Origin of the sequence: Streptomyces lacaronensis, assembly GCF_047337785.1 — a bacterium.
In the GTDB taxonomy this organism is placed as follows: Bacteria; Actinomycetota; Actinomycetes; order Streptomycetales; family Streptomycetaceae; genus Streptomyces; species Streptomyces lycopersici.
Genome location: NZ_JBLHDK010000003.1, coordinates 6,046,144 through 6,060,591 on the forward strand (window position 1 = coordinate 6,046,144; position 14,448 = coordinate 6,060,591).

The following is a 14,448-nucleotide window of genomic DNA, read 5'->3' on the forward strand; positions in this document are numbered from 1 at the left end:
ACAGCGGTCCGCCCGAGAAAGGGCGCCGGCGCGCGGCGCGGATCGCCCGATAAGCGGCAGAATCGGGTATAGAGCCTTTGGTGTCGCGTCACTCGGGAGGCATCGCATGCCGCATACCCGCTATGCCCCGGACCGTGGGCTGACCACGCGCATGGTCACGACGATGTTCTTCATCGGGCTGCTCTATGTGGTCTTCATCGGTGCGCTGCTCGCCCTGTTCAAGGGCGCCTGGCCGCTGATCGTGATCATCGCGGGAGGGCTGTTCGTGGCGCAGTTCTGGTTCAGTGACCGGATCGCGGCGTTCAGCATGGGCGCCCGGGAGGTCACCCCCCAGCAGGCCCCCGAGCTGCACGGCGCGGTGGACCGGCTGTGCGCGCTCGCGGACATGCCCAAGCCCCGGGTGGCCATCGCCGACACCGATGTGCCGAACGCCTTCGCCACCGGCCGCAACCAGCGCAACGCGCTGGTGTGCGCCACCACGGGCCTGCTGCGGCGGCTGGAGCCGGAGGAGCTGGAGGGCGTGCTCGCCCATGAGCTGTCGCATGTGGCCCACCGCGATGTGGCGGTCATGACCATCGCCTCCTTCCTGGGCGTGCTGGCGGGCATCATGACCCGCGCGGCGCTGTGGGGCGGGCTGAGCCGTGGCAGCCGTAACAACAACATGGGCATCGCGGTGCTGCTCATCCCGCTGATCAGCGCCGTGGTCTACGCGATCAGCTTCCTGCTGACCCGGCTGCTGTCCCGCTATCGCGAGCTGTCCGCCGACCGGGCCGGTGCGCTGCTGACCGGGCGGCCCTCGGCGCTCGCCGCCGCGCTCACCAAGGTGACGGGGCAGATGGCCCGGATCCCGACCCGGGACCTGCGCAAGGTCGAGCCGTACAACGCGTTCTTCTTCGCGCCCGCGCTCTCCGGCGAGAGCGTCAGCCGGCTGTTCTCCTCGCATCCGACGCTGGAGCGGCGGCTCGACCAGCTCGCCCGCGTCTCCACCCAGCTGGGCCAGGCGGGAAGGGGCTGAGGCATGAGGCTGCTGGACGCCATCCTGGGCCGCAGCAAACCGGTGCGCCCGGACCTCGACCGGCTCTTCGGGCTCCCGGGGGCCGCGGTCAGCCTGGAGGCGGGGGCCGGGTTCACCCCGACCGGCCGGGGCTCGGTCTGCTTCGCGAGCGTGGAGGGCGGCGCCTTCTCCCAGCTCCAGCGGGATGTGCGGGAGCTACTGGACGCGGACACGGACCGGGGCGGAGTGCCCGTGGAGTTCAGCCAGGACGCGTACGGCTACACCTGGCTGCTGGCCCGGCAGCGGCCGGACGACGTGCCCTCGCTCGTCAACGATCTGCACGCGGTCAATTCGCTGCTCCAGGACGGGGGCTTCGGCCCCCAGCTGCTGTGCTCGCTGATCGGCTTCCAGGACACGGCGGGGCGTTCGCTCGCGCTGGTGTACCTCTACAAGCGCGGCACCTTCTATCCCTTCGCGCCGCTGCCGGGCGCCGCGGAGAAGCGGGACAACGCGCTGGAGCTCCAGATGCGGGCGCTGCTCGGGGACGATCTGCGGATCGAGGAGGACCTGAGCCGCTGGTTCCCGGTCTGGGGCGCACCGGGTCTCTGACGTTCCCGTTCCCGGCCGGAAGGTCCGACTCCGGCCGGTCGTCCGCGTAACTCCCCCTCCCCGAAGGGGAATCCACGGGCCGGGCAGCGCATCAGGCATAGGACTGGGCTCGCAGGGCACGTTCTACGTTCGACATCCCACGACGAAATGTGACCTGACGCCCGGGGGAGAGTCACATGAGTTACTTGCGCGGATTCCTGCCCTGGATCGCCCTCGCGATCGTCTCCACGCTGGGCTGGCAGTGGGGCGCCCTGGCCGGGCTGGTGCTGGGCGCGGCGATGCTGATCCGGGCCCGTCGGGCGGGCCTGGCCGCCGACGCCCTCATCCTCGAGTGCAGCACGGTGGCCTTCTTCACCGCGCTGACGGTCTTCGCCTTCGCCCGCCCCGGCAGTGGACTCAAGGACTACGTCGGCGCGCTGGCGCTGGGCTGGCTGGCCGTCACCGCCTGGACGACGCTCGCCGCCGGGCGGCCCTTCACCACCGGTATCGCGCGGCGCCAGGCACCGCCCGAGGTGTGGGACACCTATGCGTTCCGGCACATCAATGTGGTGATCACCCGGGCCTGGTCCACCGCCTTCACCCTCTCCGCCGCGGCCATGGTCGTGGTCGTCTCCGCCGGTCTGGGCGTGGTGGCGGCGCTGGCGGCGCAGTTCGCCGGGTTCGTCCTTCCGGCCCTGTTCACCGCGTGGTACCCAGGATGGGCGCGGTCCCGGCCGACCCCCGCGGCACATCGGGCATAAGCCCCCGCACCGGCTGTGGATACCCTCGGTAATCCCCTCCGGTCGGGGCCTGTCCCCTACGGGCGTGTCAGACCCGAGGACGAGGTGAATCCCACCGTCTGGAGTGACGCCGCCTGTGTCTCACACCACTACCGTCGAACACGTGACTGTGATCGCCACCGAAAGTCTGAGCAAGCGGTTCCCCCGCGTCACCGCGCTCGACCGGTTGTCCGTCGACATCGCACCAGGGGTCACCGGCCTGGTGGGTGCCAACGGCGCCGGTAAGTCCACGCTGATCAAGATCCTGCTCGGGTTGTCCCCCGCCAGCGAGGGCCGCGCTTCCGTGCTCGGCCTCGATGTGGCGAAGGACGGCAGCGCCATCCGCGAAAGCGTCGGCTACATGCCCGAGCACGACTGTCTGCCGCCCGATGTCTCGGCCACCGAGTTCGTCGTCCACATGGCGCGCATGTCCGGGCTGCCGCCCTCCGCGGCCCGCGAGCGCACGGCCGACACCCTGCGCCACGTCGGGCTGTACGAGGAGCGCTACCGCCCCATGGGCGGCTACTCCACGGGCATGAAGCAGCGGGTCAAGCTGGCCCAGGCCCTGGTGCACGACCCGCGCCTGGTGCTGCTGGACGAGCCGACCAACGGACTGGACCCGGTCGGGCGCGACGAGATGCTCGGGCTGATCCGCCGCGTGCACACCGACTTCGGCATCTCGGTCCTGGTCACCTCGCATCTGCTCGGCGAACTGGAGCGCACCTGCGACCACGTCGTGGTCATCGACGGCGGCAAGCTGCTCCGCTCCAGCTCCACCAGCGACTTCACCCAGGCCACGGCCTCCCTCGCGGTCGAGGTGACCGATACCGCCGACCACCCGGACGGCACCACGGCGCTGCGCACCGCGCTCGACCGGGCCGGGCTCACCGTGCAGCCCGCAGGCCGCGGCGCCGACGGGTCGCCCGGCTCCGACCATGTGCTGCTGGTCGACGTCGCGGGCGAGGAGACGTACGACACGGTCCGCGACACCATCGCCGACCTCGGCCTCGGCCTGGTCCGCATGGAGCAGCGCCGCCACCGCATCGCGGAGATCTTCCGGTCCGACGACGAGGACGCGCACGCCGCGGAGGCCGTGGACGCCGCGAACGCCGCCGCGGCTGCCCAGAAGGGCACAACGCCGTCCGGCGGACCGGCCGCCGCAAGCGCACACGGGAACGGAGGTGCCGTCGATGCCGCCTGAGACCGTGATCCAGCAGCGCGCCGACGTCATTCACAACATCGGCTACCGCCACTACGAGGGCCCGCGCCTCGGTCGCGCCTACGCCCGCCGCTCGCTCTTCTCCCAGAGCCTGCGCGGCGCCTACGGCCTCGGCCGCTCGGCCAAGTCCAAGGTCGCGCCGATGCTGCTGTTCGCCGTGATGTGCATGCCCGCCGCGATCATCGTCGCGGTGGCCATCGCGACCAGCGCGGATGAGCTGCCCGTCAAGTACACCCGCTACGCGATCATGTTGCAGGCCGTCATCGGCCTCTACACCGCTTCCCAGGCACCGCAGTCCGTTTCCCGGGACCTCCGCTTCAAGACGGTCCCGCTCTACTTCTCACGGCCCATCGAAACGATGGACTACGTGGTGGCCAAGCTCGCCGCCATGGCCTCCGCGCTGTTCATCCTCACCGGCGCGCCCCTGCTGATCCTCTACGCCGGGGCACTGCTCGCCAAGCTGGACTTCGCCGATCAGACGAAGGGCTTCGCACAAGGACTGGTCTCCGTGGCTCTGCTCTCGCTCCTCTTCGCCGGCATCAGCCTGGTCGTCGCCGCGCTCACCCCGCGCCGCGGCTTCGGTGTCGCCGCCGTCATCGCCCTGCTGACCATCTCCTACGGCGCGGTGTCCGCCGTCCAGGCCATCGCCTGGGACCAGGGCAACACCGGTCCGGTGAGCTGGATCGGGCTGTTCTCGCCGATCACCATCATCGACGGGGTGCAGACGGCGTTCCTCGGTGCCACCTCCTCCTTCCCCGGCGGGGTCGGCCCCGGCACCGGTACCGGGCTCGTCTACGTCCTCGTTCTCCTCGGCCTGATCGCCGGCTCGTACGGGCTGCTGATGCGCCGCTACCGAAAGGTCGGCCTGTGACCACGATCGCCATCGACAACGTCTCCCGCTGGTTCGGGAACGTCGTGGCCGTCAACGACGTGACCATGGACATCGGTCCCGGTGTCACCGGGCTCCTCGGCCCCAACGGCGCCGGCAAGTCCACCCTCATCAACATGATGGGCGGCTTCCTGGCCCCCTCCACCGGGTCCGTGACCCTCGACGGCGCCCCGATCTGGCGCAATGAGCAGGCGTACCGCCACATCGGGATCGTCCCCGAGCGGGAGGCGATGTACGACTTCCTCACCGGCCGCGAGTTCGTGATCGCCAACGCCGAGCTGCACGGGCTGCCCGATCCGCGCGCCGCCGCCCGTAAGGCGCTCGACACCGTCGAGATGGACTACGCGGGCTCCCGGAAGATCGCCACGTACAGCAAGGGCATGCGCCAGCGCGTGAAGATGGCCTCCGCGCTGGTGCACGAGCCGTCGGTGCTCCTCCTGGACGAGCCGTTCAACGGCATGGACCCCCGGCAGCGGATGCAGCTGATGGATCTGCTGCGGCGGATGGGCGCCGAGGGCCGCACCGTGCTGTTCTCCTCGCACATCCTCGAGGAGGTCGAACAGCTGGCGGCGCATATCGAGGTGATCGTCGCGGGGCGGCACGCCGCCTCCGGCGACTTCCGCAAGATCCGCCGGCTGATGACGGACCGTCCGCACCGCTATCTCGTCCGGTCCAGCGACGACCGCGCGCTCGCGGCCGCCCTGATCGCCGACCCGTCGACCACCGGTATCGAGGTCGACGCGAGCACGGGCGTCGACGGCGGGCTGCACATCCAGGCGGTGGACTTCGCCCGCTTCACCGAACTGCTGCCCCGGGTCGCCCGTGACCAGGGCATCCGACTCCTCACGGTCTCGCCCTCCGACGAGTCCCTGGAGAGCGTCTTCTCCTACCTCGTCGCGGCCTGAAAGGAGCCCACAGCGATGTCCTCGCTCTACCACCCCACCGTCGCGCGGCTCACCTACCGGGCCCTGCTCGGCCGCCGCCGTGCGCTGATCCTTTTCACCCTCCCCGGTCTGCTGCTGATCATCTCGCTCGCCGTACGGCTGCTGACCGGCGCGGACGACGACACGGCCGATGCGATCCTCGGCGGCTTCGCGATGGCCACCATGGTCCCGCTGATCGGCGTGATCGCCGGTACGGGCGCGATCGGCCCGGAGATCGACGACGGCTCGGTCATCTATCTGCTGGCCAAGCCGGTGAAGCGGCCGACGATCATCATCACCAAGCTGATCGTGGCGATCGGCGTCACGGTCGCCTTCTCCGCGATCCCCACCCTCCTCGCGGGCTTCGTGCTGAACGGCAACGCGAATCAGCTGGCCGTCGGCTACGCCGTCGCCGCCGCCGTGGCCTCCGTCGCCTACAGCGCGGTCTTCCTGCTGCTGGGCACCGTGACCCGGCACGCGGTGATCGCGGGGCTGGTCTACGCCCTGGTCTGGGAGACCTTCTTCGGCAGCCTGGTGGCCGGGGCCCGCAAGCTCAGCGTGCAGCAGTGGGCGCTGGCGCTCGCGCAGAAGGTCGCCGACGGCGATGTGATCACGTCGGACGTCGGCCTGGCGACCGGCGTCATCCTGCTGCTGGCCGTGACCGTGGCCGCGACCTGGTACGCGGGCCGCAAGCTGCGCACACTGACCCTCGCCGGGGAGGAGTGAGCCCGGAGTGACCACCGGCGCGAGGTGATGCCCCCGAAGACCGCCCAGCGGTCCGTGCACGCCTTACGGTCGCCATCGCGCCCGAACGGCGGAGCGGCCGCAGATCGTCTCCGCGGTGGCGGCGGCCGTCGGAATGACGGCCGCCGCCACCGCGTGTGCGGGGCCGCGTCGGCCGCCGCTCAGGACCGGATCCTGCGGTCGCGGCCCGGGCCCAGCCCCAGCACCGCCAGCGCCCCGCACACCGCCAGCATCAGCGTGAGCGGCAGCGCCCAGCCGCCGGTGATCCGGTGCACCACGCCGAGCGCCAGCGGGCCCACCGCGGCGAGCAGATAGCCCCAGGCGACCACGAGGCGAGCGAACCCCGCCAGCCGCCGAGCGCGTTCTCCAGGGGCACGGCGGAGGCGGCGGAGACCGTCGCCCCGCCGATCATCGAGGTGGTGTAGAGCGCGGTCATCCCGGCGGCCCGGTGCGGGAAGCCCCGCTTGACCAGGCCCGGCATCAGCACATTGAGGAACGCGATCCCGCTGCCGACGAGGGCGCCCCCCGGCGAAGACCGCCATGACGGGCGGCGCCACCCGCAGCAGTATGCCGCCGAGCAGCAGCACCAGCGCGCTCAGCAGCACCGCCTCGGTGCCCCAGCGCCGGGCGAACCGGGGCGCGAAGGGCGAGGCAAGGCCCATGAAGATCAGCGGAATGGTGGTGACCAGGCTGCCCGTGGTCGCGGACGGCCCGAAGTGGCCGCTGATCTCGCCGAGGAGCGGGGAAACGTCGGCGAGCGCGGCCCGCATGTTGAGCGACGCCAGCACGATGCCGATCAGGACAAGCGCGGGGTGGGCCCGCAGGGTCCGCCGCGCGGCGGTCACCTCGAGGGTCGGCCGCAGATCCGTCTCGGCCTCCACGAGCAGGGGCTCGGCCTCGGGGCCGGGGGTGTGCGGGCGTGGCAAGAAGAACACATCCCGGATCCCGGCGCGCCGCACATCCCGCATGACCTCGGCAGGGCGAGACCACGAAGGTGCCCTCGCCCTGCCGGGACCGCAGCATCCCCGCGTGCTACAGCTCGGCTGCGAAAAGCCCGGTGGGCGGGTCGCCACCCCGACCACCGAGCTTCTCCGGTCCCCTACGCGCGCCGCCGCTTGGCTCGCCGCGCCCGTCGCTGAGCCGCCTCGGCCTTGAGCGTGGCGACGTCCCTGCGGACCTCGGTCATGTCCTCGCCGAGATCACAGAGCCGCTCGCTCATGGCGCAGATGACCCGCCCATGTGCGTCGAGCCGCCGGTCCATGCCGTCCAGCCGGGCAGAGACCCTGGCCATCCACGGCGCCAGCTCCCGCAGCGTGGAGCCGACATCCGCCAGACACGCCTCGACGGCCTCGAGACGTGTCCCGATCGGCCCGGCCAGCGTCCGCTCGGTGAGGATCTGTTCGAGCGGAAGCCGTTCCGCTCCGCCTGCCGGTCCGCTCCGGGTCGACTCCTCGACATCGAGGAGGTAGGTGCGTACCCGCCTGGCGATATCGCTGTCCCGCAGCAGCATCGCCATATTGAGCACCGCGCGGCGGGGGTACAGGGTCAGGTGGGCGCGGCCCTGTGGATAACTCGAATCTGAAAGGTCCAAGTTGGACCTTTCAAAGACTTGCAGCTCAGAGCCTCGGAGGATACGCATCCCGTTGCTCTGGAACTCCTCCCGATGCCGCTTGGCCAGACTCTTGACGGCTTCCTCCCCAACCTCGAAGTACTCCGCGACCATGCGCGTAGTGATATGCAGCCCATCGGGCAGCGTGATCAGGACCTTGACCTTGTCGAGGACATCCGTCCGTTCGATGACGCTGTCGCGCAGCGCGCGCGACTCCAGTAGTGCGATCTCGGGTGGCATAGGTGTGCCTTCCGGTGTGGATTCGAGTGGTGGTCACGCCCCACCAGCCAGGGGCCAGGCCGCCCGTATCCAGGGACCAGGAGCGGAGGCTGCCAACCTCTTTCGGACCCAATCGCCGTGACATCGCTGCCCGTCGATCCGTCGCCCGGCCGAGGCTCCAGCTCGCGTTGCCTCCGCGCATAACGCGTATATGGAACAACGATCCGATCGCGGGAGGGTTACTCGCACCGCGCTGCGTTGACGGATGTCGGCCTCAACGCCGCGAGGGGCGGGCGCCGTCGGGCGCCCGCCCCTCGTTGTAGCGAGTCGTATCGTGTCGGCCGCCGCTCAGACGTGGACCGGCTCCGGCGGGGATTTCTCGGGGGTCGGCTTCCGGGGCGTGCCGCCGGGGCCGCCACGGACGACGGCGAGGACCAACAGGCCCGCCGCCAGGGCGGCGATGCCCGCGATGACGCAGATGCGGTCGAGACCGGCCGCGAACGACTCGTGGACCAGGGCGCGCGCCGCGTCCGCCCGGGCCGGGGGTGCGGCGGCGATCACGGCGTCGGCGTGGCCGCCGCTGATGGCCTCCGCGGCCTGCCCGGCCGCGCGGGCCGGGACGGTGTCGCCGCCGTCCACCATGTCCCGCACCCGGGTCGCGAACACCGTGCCCAGGACGGCGATCCCCAGCGCATAGCCCATTTGCCGGAAGGTGTTCACCGCGCCGCTGGCCATGCCCGCCCGTTCCGGCGGGGCCGAGCCGAGGGCGGCCGAGACCAGCACCGGCATGGCCAGGCCGATCCCCAGGCCGGCCAGGGCCAGGCCGGGGACGAAGGCGGTCCAGTCCGAGTCCGGGGTCACCATCGACGCGTTGACCAGCGCCCCCGCGCCTACCAGCAGCAGTCCGCCGCCGAGTGCCCGCCCGGGGGCGACCCGGTCCAGCAGCCGTCCGCCCGCCGCGCCGACGACCAGCGAGATGCCCGCCATCGGCGTCACCGCGAGCCCCGCCCGCACCGGGCTCATCCCCAGCACCGACTGCAGCCACAGCCCGGCGTAGGTGAGGTACGGGAAGGCCGCCGCCTGGAGCAGCAGGGCCGCCGCCATGAGCACCGCGAACGTCGGTCGGCGCATCAGCCCCAGGTCCAGCAGCGGCTGCCGCTTCCCGCGCTCCAGCAGGACGAAGGCGACCAGCGCGACCGCGGCCGCCACCAGCGCGGTGACCGTGCCGGTGTCGGCCCAGCCCTCCTCGCCGCCCCGCATCAGCCCGTACGTCAGCGCCCCGGCGCACACCGTGAACGAGGCGGCGCCCGGCCAGTCGATGCGCACCCCGGCCGCCCCGCGCGACTCCTCGATGGAACGGACCGTGATCCACACCGCGATCGCCGTCAGCGGCAGATTGACCAGGAAGATCGCACGCCAGTCGACATACTCGGTCAGCACCCCGCCCAGCACCGGGCCGACCGCCGCGGCCGCCCCGCTCGTACCGCCCCACACGCCGAAGGCGATTCCGCGGTCGCGGCCGGAGTACGTCGCCATCAGCAGCGGGGTGTTGGTGGCGAACATGGCCGCGGCCCCCACCCCCTGCACGGCGCGGGCCGCGATCAGCATCCCGGCGTCCGGTGCCAGGCCGCAGACCAGGGAGGAGATCGCGAACACCGCGAGGCCGACCAGGTACAGCCGCCGCCGTCCGAAGAGGTCCGCCGCCGATCCGGCCACCATCAGCAGCGCGGCCAGCGCCAGCGCGTAGATGTCCATCACCCACTGGAGGGAGGTGAAGGACGCGTCCAGCCCCCGTGCCACCTGGGGCAGCGCGGTGTTCACGATCGTGACGTCTATCAACAGCATGAAATTGCCAAGGGTGATGGCGGCGAGCGGCCACCATGATCTGCGCATGACTGACTCCGGGATCCGGCACATTCCGACAATGGGAGGCGGGGCCGGCCCCGAGGGCGGTTCCCGCGGCTCTTACGGTCGCCCCGACCCGGTTGGTTCTCCCAGCCGGCCCCGACCCCGGCGGCGATATCCGACAGCCGCTAGCTTGGTGCGGTGGAATCCGACGCGTACGACGACCTGGACCGGGCGCTGGTGCACGCCCTCCAACTCGACGGCCGGGCCCCCTTCAGCCGGCTCGCCGAGGTGCTGGGCGTCTCCGACCAGACCGTGGCCCGCCGCTACACCCGGCTGCGGACGACCGGAGCGATCAGGGTGCTGGGGCTCACCGACCCGGCGGCGGTCGGCGACGTGGTCTGGCTGGTACGGGTGCGGTGCCTGCCGGACGCCGCCCTGCCGGTGGCCGAGGCGATGGCCCGGCGGCCCGACACCTCCTGGGTGCACGTGCTCTCCGACGGCACCGAGGTCGCCGCGTCGACACGGGCGGCGTCCGGCCAGGACAGCGACGCCCTGCTGCTGCGCAAACTCCCGCAGACCCCACGGGTGGTGGGGGTGAGCGCGCACTGTGTGCTGCATGAGTACTTCGGCGGGGAGCAGGGCCTGGTCAACAAGTCCGACACGCTGACGGCCGAGCAGATCGCGCGGCTGCGCACGCCCGCCCCGGACCGGTCGAAGGGCCCGCGCGGGCCGGTGAGCGCCGGGGACCGCAAGCTGCTGGACGTCCTCGCCGGGGACGGGCGGGCGCCGCTGGCCGAACTGGCCGCCGCCACCGGCTGGTCGCAGTCCACGGTGCGCCGCCGGCTGGCCGATCTGCGCGCCGACGGCACCCTGTACTTCGACGTCGACTACTCCCAGCGGCTGTTCAACCAGGGCATCACCACCGCGATATGGCTGTCGGTACGCCCGTCGGAGCTCGCCGTCACCGGGCAGACGCTCGCGAACCACCCCGAGGTGGCGTTCGCATGTGCGACCACCGGAACGAAGAATCTGCTGGCGACCGTGGTCTGCGCCGATGTCCCGGCCCTCTACGCCTATCTGACCACCCGTATCGCCGAGCTGACCTCCGTACGGGACATGGAGACCAGCCCGATCCTCCGCCGCGTCAAGGGGCCGGGGCCGCTGCTCACCCCTCCCTCCCGGGTGCCCTGGCGTCCCTCCTGAACGGCCCGTTCCGCAGCGGTAGTTGGAGGAAACTCCGAAACTCTGGTGGTCGAACTCTGTTCATCTCTACGTCGATGTAGATCTTGACGGTTGTCAGGGACCTGGCGAACTCTTGGCGTGCGCTGGATCACACCGCGCCGCCCCCTCCCTTGGCCACGAGCTTTTGAGGGGGCGTCAGCAGTGAAAACGGAGGGAATCCCGAATGCGCCGTCTCGTCACGAGTCTCGCCGCCACAGCCGTCACCGCGGCCGCCACCATCGCCCTGGCCGCACCCGCCCAGGCCGTCCCCGCGGACAAGCAGCAGGTCCTCGCCAGCTGGACCCAGACCAGCGCCAGCAGCTACAACACCTGGCTCGCGGCGCGGAACAACCAGGGTGCCTGGGCCTCCTACCAGTTCGACTGGTCCACCGACTACTGCAGCAGCTCCCCCGACAACCCGTTCGGCTTCCCCTTCCAGACCGCCTGCGCCCGGCATGACTTCGGCTACCGCAACCACAAGGCGATGGGCATCTTCGACGCCAACAAGGCGCGCATCGACAGCGCCTTCTACGAGGACCTGAAGCGGGTGTGCAGCGCCTACAGCGGTGCCACCAAGACGTCGTGCGACGGCACGGCCTGGACGTACTACCAGGCGGTCAAGGTCTTCGGCTGATCATCCGCGCCGCGGGCAGACCATCCCCGCGACGCCGAGCCCGGATGCCGGGCGGTCCGCCGAGGGGCCGCACCGGCGTCCGGCCGGTTCATCTGCTCGTCGCCGCCGGGAAGAGCCGCTCCAGCACCACCGCGATGCCGTCCTCCGTGTTGGACGCGGTGACCTCGTCGGCGACGGCCTTGAGGTCCTGGTGCGCGTTGGCCATCGCGACCGCGTGCCTGGCCCAGCCGAACATCGGGATGTCATTGGGCATGTCGCCGAAGGCGATCGCGTCCGCCGCGGTCATCCCCAGCCGTCGCGCGGCCATCGACAGGCCTGTGGCCTTCGTCAGCCCCAGCGGCAGCAGCTCCACCAGTCCGGTGCCGGCCATCGTCACCCCGACCAGGCCCCCGGCGGCCGTCCGGGCGGCGTCCGCGAGCGCGTCGTCGCCCAACTCGGCGTGCTGGATGTAGAGCTTGCTGATCGGCTCCGACCACAGCTCGGCCGGCTCGGTGAACGGCACCAGGGACATCCCCTCGTGGTCCATCCGGTACCCCTCGCCGAACAGCACCTCGCCGTCCAGCCCGTCGCGGGCCGCGGCCAGGAACAGCGGGCCGATCTCCGCCTCGATCTTCTCCAGCGCCAGCAGCGCCACCTGCCGGTCCAGCGTGACGGAGGTCAGCAGCCGGTGCTCGCCCGCGTGGTAGAGCTGGGCGCCCTGGCCGCACACCGCGAGCCCCTCGTAGTCGAGGTCGTCGAGTATGTGCCGGGCCACCGGGACGGTCCGCCCGGTGACCACGATGTGCGCGGCGCCCGCCGCGGTGGCCGCGGTGAGCGCGTCACGGGTCCGCGCCGAGACGGTGTGGTCGGGGCGCAGCAGCGTCCCGTCGAGATCGGTCGCGACCAGTCGGTACGGAAGATCGTCGCCGCCGCTCACCGTGCGACCGGTTCCAGGACCTCGCGTCCGCCGAGGAATGGCCGCAGCGCCTCGGGCACCCGCACCGACCCGTCGGCCCGCTGGTGGTTCTCGAGGATCGCGACGATGGTCCGGGTGATCGCGCACAGCGTGCCGTTGAGCGTGGCCAGCGGACGGACCCGCTTGCCCTCGCGCATCCGGATCGACAGCCGCCGCGACTGGAACTCGGTGGTGTTGGAGGTCGAGGTCAGCTCGCGGTACTTGCCCTGCGTCGGGATCCACGCCTCGCAGTCGAACTTCCGCGTCGCCGACGAGCCCAGGTCGCCCGAGGCCAGGTCGACCACCCGGAACGGCAGCTCCAGCGAGGTCAGCCACTGCTTCTCCCACTCCAGCAGCCGCTGGTGCTCGGCCTCGGCCTCCTCCGGCGTCGTGTAGACGAACATCTCGACCTTGTCGAACTGGTGCACCCGGAAGATCCCCCGGGTGTCCTTGCCGTACGACCCGGCCTCACGGCGGAAGCAGGAGGAGAACCCGGCGTAGCGCCGCGGCAGCTGGTCCGCCTCCAGGATCTCGTCCATGTGGTACGCGGCCAGCGGCACCTCGGAGGTGCCGACCAGGAAGAGGTCGTCCTTGTCGAGGTGGTAGACGTCCTCGGCGGCCTGGCCGAGGAAGCCGGTGCCCTCCATGGCCTTCGGCTTGACCAGCGCCGGGGTGAGCACCGGGGTGAAGCCCGCCTCGGTGGCCTGCGCCATCGCCGCGTTCACCAGGGCGAACTCCAGCAGGGCGCCGATGCCGGTCAGGTAGTAGAAGCGGGAGCCGGAGACCTTGGCGCCGCGCTCGGTGTCGATCGCGCCGAGCAGCTCGCCGAGCTCCAGGTGGTCCTTGGGCGCGAAGCCCTCGGCCTCGAAGTCGCGCGGGGTGCCGACGGTCTCCAGGACGGCGAAGTCGTCCTCGCCGCCGACCGGGACCGCGGGGTGGACCAGATTGCCCAGCTGGAGCAGGAGCCGCTGGGTCTCCTCGGCGGCCACGTCCTGCTCGGCGTCGGCCGCCTTGACGGCGGCGGAGAGCTCGCCCGCCTTCTTCAGCAGCTCGGCCTTCTCGTCACCGGAGGCCTTGGGGATGAGCTTGCCGAGCGCCTTCTGCTCGGCGCGCAGCTCGTCGAAGCGGACACTGGAGGACCTGCGCCGCTCATCGGCGGTCAGGAGCGCGTCGACGATGCCGACGTCCTCTCCACGAGCGCGCTGGGAGGCGCGCACACGATCGGGGTCCTCACGGAGCAGGCGAAGGTCAATCACCCCCCCAGGTTACCGGTGTGACCTCGGGTGCTCGACACGATATTCCTTTGCGTCCTGCTTTGCCCCCTTTTGGGGCTGTGGGTAAACCGGGGAATTCCTGTGACGGCCACCGTCAAGGAATGCTTCCGCATTCCCCGAAAAGGGGCAAAGAGGCGGCGCCGAGTCGACCTTCTGTCCTTGTGGGCAGGGTGAGTTGGGGGCTGGTTGTCCACAGGCATGGGGGGATCCCCGAAGTTATCCACAGGCTGTGTGTGAGATCTGTGGATGCCGCAGTGATCGTTAAGGCCGCCCAGATGCTCGGCGATGGATTCCCCTGTCAAACCGCGTTCACACGCTCCACAAGAGAGGAATCCCTCACTCCAAAGAGTTGGCCGAGCGAATTGAGCTGACAAGTGAGTGATGTCCGGCAATGACAGTCAACGCGAAGAATGTCGCGATACGCCCGCTGCGCCTGATTGATGATGTCGACTTATCCCCAGCGCGAGACATCAGCCTGTGGATAACTTTTCCGCAGCGATTGTGTTGACGGGCTCCGGCGCGGGGCCGGGGAGACCGCTCCGGGGCCGCTCAGGCGCGGGTCCGGCGCAGGCC

General features: G+C 70.9%; 14 protein-coding genes. 9 read left to right on the forward strand and 5 right to left on the reverse strand.

Annotated elements, in window-relative coordinates; genetic code table 11:
- The first annotated feature begins 106 nt into the window (after positions 1–106).
- From htpX to ACMTAK_RS26265, 7 genes are all read left to right on the forward strand, one after another.
- The gene (gene htpX, locus ACMTAK_RS26235) at positions 107–1,015 is read left to right on the forward strand and encodes a zinc metalloprotease HtpX (RefSeq protein WP_413808468.1); all 909 of its coding nucleotides are present in this window, start codon (positions 107–109) and stop codon (positions 1,013–1,015) included.
- A gap of 3 nt (positions 1,016–1,018) precedes the next feature.
- Positions 1,019–1,603 carry a PspA-associated protein PspAB gene (pspAB, locus tag ACMTAK_RS26240; protein WP_413808469.1) on the forward strand — a complete coding sequence of 195 codons (585 nt, stop codon included), beginning with the start codon at positions 1,019–1,021 and terminating at the stop codon, positions 1,601–1,603.
- 176 nt (positions 1,604–1,779) lie between these two features.
- Positions 1,780–2,343 carry a hypothetical protein gene (locus ACMTAK_RS26245; RefSeq protein WP_413808470.1) on the forward strand — a complete coding sequence of 188 codons (564 nt, stop codon included), beginning with the start codon at positions 1,780–1,782 and terminating at the stop codon, positions 2,341–2,343.
- Between the two features lie 115 nt (positions 2,344–2,458).
- Positions 2,459–3,562 carry an ABC transporter ATP-binding protein gene (locus ACMTAK_RS26250; RefSeq protein ID WP_413808471.1) on the forward strand — a complete coding sequence of 368 codons (1,104 nt, stop codon included), beginning with the start codon at positions 2,459–2,461 and terminating at the stop codon, positions 3,560–3,562.
- A complete protein-coding gene (locus ACMTAK_RS26255; RefSeq protein WP_413808472.1) occupies positions 3,552–4,451 on the forward strand; it encodes an ABC transporter permease in 900 nt (299 codons plus the stop codon). Before ACMTAK_RS26250 ends, ACMTAK_RS26255 begins: the two co-directional genes overlap by 11 nt.
- Entirely contained in the window at positions 4,448–5,374 is a 927-nt protein-coding gene (locus ACMTAK_RS26260) for an ABC transporter ATP-binding protein (protein ID WP_138914843.1), read from the forward strand. The genes ACMTAK_RS26255 and ACMTAK_RS26260 overlap by 4 nt, the downstream gene beginning before the upstream one ends.
- Positions 5,375–5,389: 15 nt before the next feature.
- Entirely contained in the window at positions 5,390–6,118 is a 729-nt protein-coding gene (locus ACMTAK_RS26265) for an ABC transporter permease subunit (protein WP_037957473.1), read from the forward strand.
- Between the two features lie 179 nt (positions 6,119–6,297).
- On the opposite strand, the gene ACMTAK_RS26270 is transcribed toward ACMTAK_RS26265, so the two are convergent.
- The 3 genes from ACMTAK_RS26270 to ACMTAK_RS26280 form a co-directional block, all read right to left on the reverse strand.
- Positions 6,298–7,071 carry an MFS transporter gene (locus ACMTAK_RS26270; RefSeq protein WP_413808473.1) on the reverse strand — a complete coding sequence of 258 codons (774 nt, stop codon included), beginning with the start codon at positions 7,069–7,071 and terminating at the stop codon, positions 6,298–6,300.
- Positions 7,072–7,235: 164 nt separating this feature from the next.
- Positions 7,236–7,985, reverse strand: coding sequence for a hypothetical protein (locus tag ACMTAK_RS26275; RefSeq protein WP_413808474.1), 750 nt, complete (start codon positions 7,983–7,985; stop codon positions 7,236–7,238).
- A 327-nt stretch (positions 7,986–8,312) separates the two neighbouring features.
- Positions 8,313–9,857 carry an MFS transporter gene (locus ACMTAK_RS26280; RefSeq protein ID WP_413808475.1) on the reverse strand — a complete coding sequence of 515 codons (1,545 nt, stop codon included), beginning with the start codon at positions 9,855–9,857 and terminating at the stop codon, positions 8,313–8,315.
- Between the two features lie 153 nt (positions 9,858–10,010).
- Between ACMTAK_RS26280 and ACMTAK_RS26285 the strand changes: the two genes are divergently transcribed.
- Positions 10,011–11,015, forward strand: a complete 1,005-nt coding sequence (locus tag ACMTAK_RS26285; RefSeq protein ID WP_413808476.1) for an Lrp/AsnC family transcriptional regulator — start codon at positions 10,011–10,013, stop codon at positions 11,013–11,015.
- A gap of 202 nt (positions 11,016–11,217) precedes the next feature.
- Positions 11,218–11,667, forward strand: coding sequence for a phospholipase (locus tag ACMTAK_RS26290; RefSeq protein ID WP_020870043.1), 450 nt, complete (start codon positions 11,218–11,220; stop codon positions 11,665–11,667).
- 88 nt (positions 11,668–11,755) lie between these two features.
- Here the strand turns inward: ACMTAK_RS26290 and ACMTAK_RS26295 are convergent, their stop codons facing one another.
- Positions 11,756–12,583 (reverse strand): HAD family hydrolase, encoded by an 828-nt coding sequence (locus ACMTAK_RS26295; protein ID WP_413808477.1) that lies wholly within the window; start codon positions 12,581–12,583, stop codon positions 11,756–11,758.
- On the reverse strand, positions 12,580–13,857 hold the full coding sequence (serS, locus tag ACMTAK_RS26300; RefSeq protein ID WP_413808478.1) for a serine--tRNA ligase: 1,278 nt from the start codon (positions 13,855–13,857) through the stop codon (positions 12,580–12,582). The genes ACMTAK_RS26295 and serS overlap by 4 nt, the downstream gene beginning before the upstream one ends.
- Positions 13,858–14,448 lie beyond the last annotated feature (591 nt).